General features: G+C 43.9%; 9 protein-coding genes. 5 read left to right on the forward strand and 4 right to left on the reverse strand.

Translation table 11 applies throughout. The features are described 5' to 3' along the window. Nucleotides 1-8 precede the first annotated feature (8 nt). Both A6D97_RS18795 and aroG read left to right on the forward strand, forming a co-directional pair. On the forward strand, nt 9-224 hold the full coding sequence (locus A6D97_RS18795; protein ID WP_065585020.1) for a DUF3820 family protein: 216 nt from the start codon (nt 9-11) through the stop codon (nt 222-224). A 313-nt stretch (nt 225-537) separates the two neighbouring features. Beyond that, nucleotides 538-1590 (forward strand): 3-deoxy-7-phosphoheptulonate synthase AroG, encoded by a 1053-nt coding sequence (aroG, locus tag A6D97_RS18800; protein WP_017061746.1) that lies wholly within the window; start codon nt 538-540, stop codon nt 1588-1590. 110 nt (nt 1591-1700) lie between these two features. Here aroG and A6D97_RS18805 read toward each other — a convergent pair whose 3' ends face one another. The 3 genes from A6D97_RS18805 to A6D97_RS18815 form a co-directional block, all read right to left on the reverse strand. After that, a complete protein-coding gene (locus A6D97_RS18805) occupies nt 1701-3125 on the reverse strand; it encodes a phosphomannomutase/phosphoglucomutase (RefSeq protein WP_065585021.1) in 1425 nt (474 codons plus the stop codon). Between the two features lie 15 nt (nt 3126-3140). Next, nucleotides 3141-4676: a mannose-1-phosphate guanylyltransferase/mannose-6-phosphate isomerase gene (locus A6D97_RS18810; RefSeq protein ID WP_017061744.1), complete on the reverse strand. Its 1536-nt coding sequence runs from the start codon at nt 4674-4676 to the stop codon at nt 3141-3143. 86 nt (nt 4677-4762) lie between these two features. Continuing rightward, on the reverse strand, nt 4763-5932 hold the full coding sequence (locus A6D97_RS18815; RefSeq protein ID WP_065585022.1) for a mechanosensitive ion channel family protein: 1170 nt from the start codon (nt 5930-5932) through the stop codon (nt 4763-4765). 186 nt (nt 5933-6118) lie between these two features. Between A6D97_RS18815 and A6D97_RS18820 the strand changes: the two genes are divergently transcribed. Beyond that, entirely contained in the window at nt 6119-6775 is a 657-nt protein-coding gene (locus A6D97_RS18820; protein ID WP_019820412.1) for a TrkA family potassium uptake protein, read from the forward strand. A 19-nt stretch (nt 6776-6794) separates the two neighbouring features. Further along, nucleotides 6795-8162, forward strand: a complete 1368-nt coding sequence (locus A6D97_RS18825) for a TrkH family potassium uptake protein (protein WP_017065604.1) — start codon at nt 6795-6797, stop codon at nt 8160-8162. Nucleotides 8163-8260: 98 nt separating this feature from the next. Here A6D97_RS18825 and msrB read toward each other — a convergent pair whose 3' ends face one another. After that, nucleotides 8261-9403 carry a peptide-methionine (R)-S-oxide reductase MsrB gene (gene msrB, locus A6D97_RS18830; protein ID WP_017061740.1) on the reverse strand — a complete coding sequence of 381 codons (1143 nt, stop codon included), beginning with the start codon at nt 9401-9403 and terminating at the stop codon, nt 8261-8263. A gap of 200 nt (nt 9404-9603) precedes the next feature. On the opposite strand from msrB, the gene A6D97_RS18835 reads away from it, so the two are divergent. Continuing rightward, entirely contained in the window at nt 9604-10002 is a 399-nt protein-coding gene (locus A6D97_RS18835; RefSeq protein ID WP_065585023.1) for an OsmC family protein, read from the forward strand. Nucleotides 10003-10101 lie beyond the last annotated feature (99 nt).

Consider the following 10101-nt stretch of genomic DNA (forward strand, 5'->3'; position numbering starts at 1 on the left):
ACCGAATAATGCTAGAGAAAGATAACCTGATTAAGTTGGCTCGAATGCAGATGCCATTTGGAAAGTACGCGGGTCGTACACTGATTGACTTACCTGAAGAATATTTGCTGTGGTTTGATAAAAAGGGATTCCCGTCTGGTGAACTCGGCGATTTATTGAAACTGTGCCTTGCTCTGAAAATTGAAGGGCTTGATAGTGTCGTCAAGCCATTGAAAAGAATGTAATTAAATAAAAGCTCACGCTGATCACGTGAGCTTTTTTGTTTTTGAGTTCGACACAATTTTACATGCATGATGTAGCTTGAAGAATGGCTCTTCTTACCTTGCTATAAAATACGCAATCGATAGCGTGTAAATAATGGTATACAGGGTGTTTTAAATATAAAACACAAAAAAAATTGCGTTTATTTTTAATTAGTGATTGAAACTAGAGTTTTTACTAGTTAAGTTACAGGGAACAAGAAGATTAGTGCTGATAGAAAGTGACGTGAGACAACGTACATTCAGCTCAAGGATAGAAAAAAGGAAGAAGTAAGCAATGTTCCAGACTGATGATGTAAGAATTAACAAAGTAAAAGAGTTATTACCCCCTGTTGCTGTTTTAGAAAAGTTTCCAGCGACAGAAGTTGCTTCTTCTACAACCTTTGAAAGCCGCAAAGCGATCCACAATATTTTAGAAGAGAGCGATGATCGCTTGCTTGTTATTGTCGGCCCATGTTCTATTCATGACACAGAAGCTGCTCTTGAGTACGGTAAACGTTTGAAAGTGTTGCGCGACGAACTTGGTGATAACCTTGAAATCGTAATGCGTGTTTACTTTGAAAAACCACGTACAACTGTTGGTTGGAAAGGTCTAATAAATGACCCGTACATGAACGATACGTTCAAGCTAAATGATGGCCTTCGTCTAGGACGTAAGCTACTGCTGGACCTAACTGACATGGGCATGCCAACGGCAAGCGAATTCCTAGACATGATCACGCCTCAATACGTTGCTGACCTAATCAGCTGGGGTGCAATCGGCGCACGTACTACAGAATCTCAAGTTCACCGCGAACTGGCTTCTGGCCTATCTTGCCCAGTTGGATTTAAGAATGGTACTGATGGCAACATCAAGATTGCAACAGATGCTATTCGCTCTGCTAGCGCTTCTCACCACTTCTTATCAGTAACTAAGTACGGTCACTCAGCTATCGTTGAAACAGCAGGTAACCCTGATTGTCATATCATCCTACGTGGTGGCAAAGAGCCAAATTACAGCGCAGAACACGTTGGTAAGATTAAAGAAGAGCTAGCAGCTTCTGGTCTTCCACAAAAAGTGATGATCGATTTCAGCCACGCAAACAGCTCTAAGCAGTTTAAGCGTCAAATGAACGTATCTGATGACGTAAGCGCACAAATTTCTGGTGGCGACAAAGCTATCTTTGGTGTGATGATTGAATCTCATCTTGTTGAAGGTCGCCAAGACCTGGTTGAGGGCAAAGCTGCAACGTACGGCCAATCTGTTACTGATGCGTGTATTGGTTGGGAAGACACTGAAACAGTACTTCGCCAGCTGGCAGACGCTGTTGAAGCTCGTCGTAACAAATAGACTAATTACAGTCAGCGATTAAGCTACTGAAAATTCAAAGCCCTTAGTTAGCAACAGCTAATAAGGGCTTTTTTGTGGATCTTAGTTGAAAACTGGAAGTGTCTGTATTCTTAAATGAGAAAAGACAGTAACTCGTCGACTTTAAGTGACAGTAAAGCTTTATCTTGTTTGGTTTCAACGTTAAGGCGTATTAATGGCTCGGTATTGGACTTTCTTAAGTTGAAGCGCCATGAGCCCATATTCATGCTGATTCCGTCTGTGTGATCGATCTCAACGGCATGATCTTGGTAGTGCGATAACACGCAAGCCATGACCTGCTCTGGGTCTGAGACTCTTCGATTGATCTCCCCGGAAGAGGGGAATCTATCTATACTAGTACTCGTTAATTGGTGAAGAGATTGTTGAGTTTTCGACATCAGCTCGATAACCAATAGCCAAGGAATCATGCCTGAATCGCAATATCCAAAATCACGAAAATAATGGTGTGCGCTCATTTCGCCCCCATAGACGGCATTCGTTTCACGCATCTTCTCTTTGATCAGTGCGTGTCCTGCTTTAATTCCAATCGCTTTTCCACCATGCGTTTTTACGATTTCAATTGTGTTCCAGGTCATGCGCATATCGTGCAATACAGTCGTGTTAGGCTGTTTGACCAAGAATGCTTCAGCAAGCAACCCTACAATGTAATAACCCTCGATGTAATTGCCTTGCTCATCAAAGAAAAAGCATCGGTCGAAGTCTCCATCCCAAGCAATTCCAAGGTTGGCAGAATGCTCTAAAACGGCATCTCGAGTGGCTGCTTGGTTCTCTCTAATCAAAGGGTTTGGAATACCATTTGGGAAGTTTCCATCAGGGTTATGATGAACTTTGATGAAGGTGATAGGGACACCGAGTTCGTTAAATTTATTATCTAAAGCATCAATGACATGTCCTGCAACACCGTTCCCAGCATTAACCACAATCTTCATCGGTGACAGCTTTGATGGGGTTATGTACGAGAGTAGGTGCTCGACGTACGGAGCAAGAATACTGTTCGATCTACTAGAGTTACTTGGTTGTGCATGAACGAACGGTAAATTGCAGTTCAGCTCTTGATTAAGTTCTTCAATGCGTCGTTTGATTTCATCTAAACCACTGTTTTTACTGATAGGGCTAGCGTCTACACCGACCATTTTCATGCCGTTGTAATTGATTGGGTTGTGGCTGGCTGTGATTTGTATTCCGCCAATCGCTTTTAGGTAACGAGTCGCAAAGTAGACCTCTTCAGTGCCAGTCATACCTAGATCAATGACGGTAATCCCTGACTCGATTAAGCCTTTGGTCATGGCTTCTTGTAATGACAGGGAGGTTTTGCGGTTATCACGACCAATCACTACCTGCGCCAAACCATCGAGTGAGGTTTCAGGCTTAGCGGATAGGACGTATTCGCCAAATGCCTTACCGAGCAGGTAGGCGAGTGGCTCATTGATTTGTTTACCAATGACGCCGCGGATATCGTTGTTCTTAAAGCAGTTTAGGTCTAATGTTGGTTTCATCGATTTGTCGCTGCTTTATTTCGTTTGGTTGTGCTTTGATGAGTGGACTTGTTGCTTGCGCACGTCTCGCCTATAACTGTCTTGATATCGAATGATGTCGCCTTCACTTAAATGACTGCCTGTTTGTACTTCAATCATCTCGAGTGGGAGATCCCCTGGGTTCTCTAGGCTGTGAATATGACCTAAAGGGATGTAAGTGGATTGATCTTCTTCAACCAGATAGGTTTTCTCATTGTTGGTCACTTTCGCAGTACCCGCCACGACTACCCAATGTTCCGCTCTATGGTGGTGCATTTGTAACGACAACTTGTGACCGGGTTTAACGGTGATACGTTTAACTTTGTCGCGCTTGCCTAGGTCGATAACATCGTATTTACCCCAAGGTCTAAACACCTCACGATGATGCACATGTTCTGTGCGACCCGCTTGATTTAGTTGACTGACAATCGATTTAACACCCTGAACCTTGTCTTTATTTGCAACCAATATAGCGTCTTTGGTTTCGACAATAATCAGGTTGTCGACACCTACCGTCGCAACCAGCTTATTTTCAGCATGGATGTAGTTGTGTTGAGAGTCGACGGTTAACACATCACCTTCAATGACGTTATTGTGCTGATCTTTTTCGCTTACATCCCAGATCGCGGACCATGAGCCAATATCGTTCCAGCCGACATCCATCGGGATCACCGCGGCGTGCGAGGTCTTTTCCATCACGGCGTAATCGATTGAATCACTTGGACTGCTTTTGAATGCTTCAGCGTCTATACGGATAAAGTCGAGGTCGGTATTTTGCGTTGCAAGAGCGAGTTTACAAGCCGCTACTATCTCAGGGTGGTGTTCGGCGAGTTCTTCAACATAGCGTGATGCCTTAAACATGAACATGCCACTGTTCCATAAGTATTGTCCTGAGCGGATGTACTCTTCTGCTGTTGCTGTGTCTGGCTTTTCTACAAAGCATTCTATGGCGAAGGCGTGATTGATTGGCTGCTCTGTTCCATTAGTATCAGTTTGAGCACTGGAGGAAAGAGGCTCTCCCTGCTTGATATAGCCATAGCCAGTCTCTGGGGAGCTAGGTGTTATACCGAATGTCACCAGCTTGCCTTGTTTTGCATAATCAACACCACGACTAATCGCTTGTTGGAATTCAGAGGTTTTCGCGATGTGATGATCAGCAGCCAGCACTAACAAGATAGGGTCGGATGCGCTTTGTTCATTAAGCGGTGGTTTACTTAAAGCCTTTAGGGCGGCAAGCGCAATGGCTGGGGCTGTATTTCTACCGACTGGCTCTAGCAGAATACCACTATGTTGAATGTTAGCTGATCGAGCTTGTTCAGCGGCAATAAAGCGATGCTCTTCATTACAGATAATGAATGGGGCATCGCATTTACTATCCATCAAGTGCTCTTCAAGGCCTTGCAGGCGTTGAAGTGTGTGCTGAAGCATTGACTGGTCGCCGGCAATATTGAGAAATTGCTTAGGGTAAAGCTCGCGAGACAGTGGCCAGAGACGACTTCCGGAGCCGCCGGCTAGAATGACAGGTAAAATCATAGCGTGGTAATTAGGTGCATTAGAATACTGCCATCATATTACCACGCTTCACGCTTATTACTTATCGATAACCAAGAAGGATATGACTATCGATGACCTTCCGTAGGGGAGTTCAACATGTCTTTGGGATCGCTAATATTCTGATTATCACCTAGGCTTTGAACGCTGTTATGATCTTGAACATTAGAAAAGTCTTGAGGGTCAATCTTGAGTGTCTGTGTTGGGAACGCGATGTCTGCATTGTGTTTATGAATAATCGCCAGAACCTGTAACAGAACGTCTTGCTTCACTTTGTGGTACCTGATCCAGTTGACTGTTTTTGTGAAGGTATAGATAAAGAAGTTGAGCGTTGATGGCCCAAATTTGTCAAAGTTAACGATCAACGTCTGTTTGGCATCAATATCTGGGTGGGTCTCGAGCATGGTTCTTACATCATCAACAATGAGCGCCAATTTGTCTGCATCTTGATAACGAAGACCAAAGGTTTCATTGATTCTACGATTCAACATTCTCGATGGATTCTCTACCACAATACTACTGAACACCGAATTTGGCACGTACAAAGGACGCTTATCAAAAGTGCGGATGATCGTCATGCGCCAACCAATGCGTTCGACAGTGCCTTCGATTTGACGATCGGGAGAACGTATCCAATCACCGACTTTAAAAGGGCGGTCGAAGTAAATCATCATGCCACCGAAGAAATTCGACAGTAAGTCCTTAGCCGCTAAACCGACGATCAAGCCACCAACACCACCAAAGGTGAGTAAGCCTGATAGGCTGAGTCCAAACGCTTGCATGATTGTCAGGCCGCCCATGACCATAAAGAACAGACGAGCTACTTTTGCAATCGCCTGTACAGTTGTCTCATCCCTGTTTTTTTGCTCTAAGACGTATGCTTCAGCATTGGTGATCATTCGTAAGGTGAACCAAACGAAGGTACATATGATCAATATGTGCTTGAGAGTTTTTAACCAGTTGATTTCATTGCCAAACTGATCTTGAAGAATCAACCCGATAGATACGGTCGCTGGCCAACACCAAAGTAACGTACTGACAGGGGTTTTCAGTGCCTCTAGTAGTAGGTCATCCCAGTGAAAGTGGGTTCTCTGTACCAGAACTTCCAAGCGATTATGGATAATTCGCCAAGCTACCCAAGCGAGAAAACTCGCAATAGTGATGCATAGGACGCTGTTTGCCCAATCACTATGGCTCTGGTTGATGTAGGTTTGTACTTGGGTTATGAATTCATTCATTGTGTGTGCTGCCGCAGAAATTATGAATTGGAAATTAGCAGAAACTCGAGTTGTTCTCTACCTTTATAAATCAAGCGATTATGACAATAGTATAACCTTATTCTTGCAGAACTAACTTTTTTTGAGATAGAAACTAATGTAGGTTTGGCTATCCCGTGTAATTAAAATTTCTAAACAGGATTTCAAATGAGCGACAAACAATATGCAGTTATCGGTTTAGGGCGATTTGGTCTGTCTGTTTGCAAAGAGCTACAAAGTTCAGGGGCACAGGTACTGGCCGTCGATATTGATGAAGAGCGAGTGAAAGAAGCAGCGGCTTTTGTTTCACAAGCGATTGTTGCGAACTGCACGAGCGAAGAGACGGTGAAAGAGTTAAGACTCGATGATTACGATATGGTGATGGTGTCGATAGGCTCTGACGTTAACTCAAGCATTCTAACGACTTTGGTGGTGAAAGAATCTGGAGCAAAAGCAGTCTGGGTTAAGGCGAACGATAAGTTTCACGGCAAGATTCTCTCTAAGATTGGTGCTGACCATATCATCATGCCTGAACGAGATATGGGCATTCGTGTTGCGCGTAAAATGTTGGATAGACGCGTTCTCGAATTTATCGACCTTGGCAGTGGCTTAGCGATGACGGAGATTGTTATTGGTTCTAAACTGTTGGGTAAGAAACTTGGCGATCTTAAGCTGTGTAAAGAAAATGGTGTTGAGGTACTTGGCTTCAAGCGAGGGCCGAACCTCACTAAAGCACCAGAATTGGATGTGAGTTTAGAAATTGGGGATGTGGTGATCATCGCTGGGCCGAAAGAGACCTTATCTAGAAAGCTACGCAATTGGTAATTGGCAATAAGGTAACAGTATGAATTCGTTAAAACGAAAAGGTACTTTCTACACGCTTAAGAGTGATAAAAAGCCACGTAAAGGCTCTGAACCTAAGATTATCCTTACGAGCTTCTTAGGCGTACTTATCCCCTCTGCAATATTGTTGACGATGCCTGTATTCTCTGTGACAGGCCTAAGTTTTACGGATGCACTGTTTACAGCAACCTCGGCGATCAGTGTGACAGGATTAGGTGTTGTCGATACCGGTGAGCATTTCACCTTGGCGGGCAAAATCTTACTGATGTTCTTGATGCAAGTCGGCGGGTTAGGGCAGATGACTCTATCTGCGGTACTGCTTTACATGTTCGGTGTTAGGTTAAGCCTTAAACAACAAGCACTCGCGAAAGAAGCGCTTGGTCAAGATCGTAAGATTAACCTTCGTAAATTAGTTAAGAAGATCATCATCTTTGCATTAGTGGCTGAATTTATCGGTTTTGTATTGCTCTGCTTCCGCTGGGTACCTGAGATGGGATGGTCAACGGGCAGTTTTTATGCACTATTTCATGCGATATCTGCATTCAATAACGCAGGTTTTGCACTGTTTTCAGACAGTATGATGAGTTTTGTTGATGATCCGCTGGTGATCTTCACCTTAGCTGGCTTGTTTATTTTCGGTGGGCTAGGCTTCACAGTCGTCGGCGACCTATCGAGTAACTGGCGTAAAGGTTTTCGACATCTTCATTTACACACCAAGATTATGCTAACCGCCACTCCGACTCTATTGTTGGTAGGTACGGTATTGTTCTGGCTGCTAGAAAGAAATAACTCAGCAACCATGGAAGGGTTATCGACTCAAGGACAGTGGCTAGCCGCATTTTTTCAGTCGGCAAGTGCTCGTACTGCTGGCTTTAATAGTGTGGATTTGTCTCAGTACACACAGCCTGCGTTGCTGGTAATGATTGTACTGATGTTGATTGGTGCAGGTTCTACCTCAACAGGTGGTGGTATTAAGGTTTCGACCTTTGCAGTAGCCTTTGTCGCAACGTGGACCTTCCTCCGTCAGAAAAAGCACGTGGTGATGTTTAAGCGCACTGTGACTTGGCAAGCGGTAACAAAGTCATTGGCCATTATTGTGGTAAGTGGGGCGTTATTAACCACCGCGATGTTTTTGTTAATGCTTACTGAAAAGGCAGCGTTTGATCGAGTCATGTTTGAGGTAATTTCTGCCTTTGCAACGGTTGGTTTAACAGCTGGCTTAACCGCAAACCTGACTGAGCCAGGTAAATACATCATGATTGTGGTTATGGTGATTGGACGTATCGGCCCCCTGACCTTGGCTTATATGCTAGCTCGTCCAGAACCTTCCTTGTTGAAATACCCTGAAGACACGGTGTTAACGGGTTAATTAGGTCCACGGGCTGATAAATAAAGCTCTGTAAATAAAAACAAAGCTAGCGATATGCTGGCTTTGTTGTCATAGGCTGATCGTTAATTGCTGAATGCCTATCCCTCAAACATCTCAACGTATTCCTCATAGCCTTCTTCTGCTAATTTATCCGCAGGGATAAAGCGCATTGCGGCTGAGTTCATGCAGTAACGTAACCCTGTTGGTTTTGGACCATCTTTGAATACATGCCCTAGGTGGGAATCGCCAAACTTACTTCGAACCTCTGTTCTTGGGTAAAGCAGCTTGTAGTCAGTAGTTGTAACGACATAAGCTTCGCTGATTGGTTGGGTGAAGCTCGGCCAACCCGTACCTGATTTGTATTTGTCTTTTGATGAGAACAAAGGCTCACCGGTAACGATATCAACGTAAATACCTTCTTGCTTGTTATCCCAGTATTTGTTGTCAAATGGGCGCTCAGTAGCGTCTTCTTGCGTTACATCGTATTGAAGTGCTGTAAGCTTCGCTTTGATCTCTGCATCAGACGGTTTTACGTATGTTTTAGCATTCGCTGTCGCATTCTTACTGTCGATGATCTGACGTAGTGTTTTAGGGTTGTCCTTTCTATCATCACCGAAGATTTTATCTAAATACTGATCACGACCTGAAGCGTAACGATAGTAGTTATAACGAACCTTACTCTTCTTGTAATAATCTTGGTGGTAATCTTCTGCTGGCCAGAACTTCTCAAATTTTATCAGTTCTGTTTTTAGTGGTGCACCAAAGATATTAGCTTTGTCGATCTCCATCATGAAGTTCTGAGCAACATCTTTTTGTGCTTGGTTATGATAGAAAATAGCCGGTCGATAATGACGGCCTCGGTCTACAAAAGAGCCTTTGTCATCGGTTGGATCGATGTGTCTGAAGAATTGGTCAAGAACCTGTTCATAGCTAACAACATCAGGGTTGTAAGTCACGTTTATCACTTCGATGTGACCCGACTTGCCTGAGGATACTTGTTTGTAGGTTGGGTTTTCTAGTTCACCGCCAGAATACCCAGAGATAACGTCGGTGACGCCTGTCAGCTTTTCTAGGTCGGATTCTGTACACCAAAAACAACCACCAGCCAGTGTCGCGATTTCACTATTACCTGAATTAGCTGTTTTATCCATTGTATTGGCAGTGCCAGTCTGGCTTACAAACAGCGAAATCAGTGGTAGCGCAACCACGAGTGATACCAATATTTTAGATAATTTATTCATAGATACCTCATCTTGACGTTCTTCTCATTCGATTTTGAATGTACGAATAGAGACAGGTTTTAGATGGAAAAAATTGCATCATTCACAAAAAAATATGTCGCCGAGAAAATCTTGCTCATAAATGCCGCCAGTAGTAGGGTGTCAGTATTGATATCCAATAATAGACAGCGATGGCGGTTATCGTACATCTAAGGAACAACATGCAAGCAGAAGTTAAATGGGTCGAAGGCTTTAAATTCCTAGGTCAATCTCAATCTGGCCACTCTGTAGTAATGGATGGCAGTGGTGGTGCAACCGCGCCAAGCCCAATGGAAATGGTCCTTATGGCCGCTGGTGGTTGTAGCTCTGTTGATGTCGTCGATGGTTTGAAATCTGCAGGCCAGAACATCACAGGCTGTAATGCAAAACTTGAAACCAAACGTCGTGAAACAGCGCCGAAAATCTTTACTGTGATTAATATTCACTTTGAAGTGTCTGGTGACAACCTTGATCCTGAGCTGGTCGCTAAGGTGTGTGCGGATTCATTAGAAAAGTACTGTTCTGTATGTCTAATGTTGGGTGCTGGCGTAGAGATGACTCATAGTTGGGAAATCGTTTAGTTTTCGGTTTGTACAGCCTAGCTTGGGGCCGGTACTTTTCGGCTTACGGCTTATTAGTAAAGACAGATACAGAAAAGGGCGGAGCACTTTGAGTGCTCC

It is taken from the genome of Vibrio sp. ZF57, assembly GCF_001691235.1.
In the GTDB taxonomy this organism is placed as follows: Bacteria; Pseudomonadota; Gammaproteobacteria; order Enterobacterales; family Vibrionaceae; genus Vibrio; species Vibrio crassostreae_C.

Bases quoted from the DNA above. Each gene is read 5' to 3' on its own strand.
- aroG (WP_017061746.1), top strand. From the start codon at position 538: ATGTTCCAGACTGATGATGTAAGAATTAACAAAGTAAAAGAGTTATTA.
- A6D97_RS18795 (WP_065585020.1), top strand. From the start codon at position 9: ATGCTAGAGAAAGATAACCTGATTAAGTTGGCTCGAATGCAGATGCCA.
- A6D97_RS18810 (WP_017061744.1), bottom strand. From the start codon at position 4,676: ATGATTTTACCTGTCATTCTAGCCGGCGGCTCCGGAAGTCGTCTCTGG.
- A6D97_RS18815 (WP_065585022.1), bottom strand. From the start codon at position 5,932: ATGAATGAATTCATAACCCAAGTACAAACCTACATCAACCAGAGCCAT.
- A6D97_RS18835 (WP_065585023.1), top strand. From the start codon at position 9,604: ATGCAAGCAGAAGTTAAATGGGTCGAAGGCTTTAAATTCCTAGGTCAA.
- A6D97_RS18805 (WP_065585021.1), bottom strand. From the start codon at position 3,125: ATGAAACCAACATTAGACCTAAACTGCTTTAAGAACAACGATATCCGC.
- A6D97_RS18825 (WP_017065604.1), top strand. From the start codon at position 6,795: ATGAATTCGTTAAAACGAAAAGGTACTTTCTACACGCTTAAGAGTGAT.
- A6D97_RS18820 (WP_019820412.1), top strand. From the start codon at position 6,119: ATGAGCGACAAACAATATGCAGTTATCGGTTTAGGGCGATTTGGTCTG.
- msrB (WP_017061740.1), bottom strand. From the start codon at position 9,403: ATGAATAAATTATCTAAAATATTGGTATCACTCGTGGTTGCGCTACCA.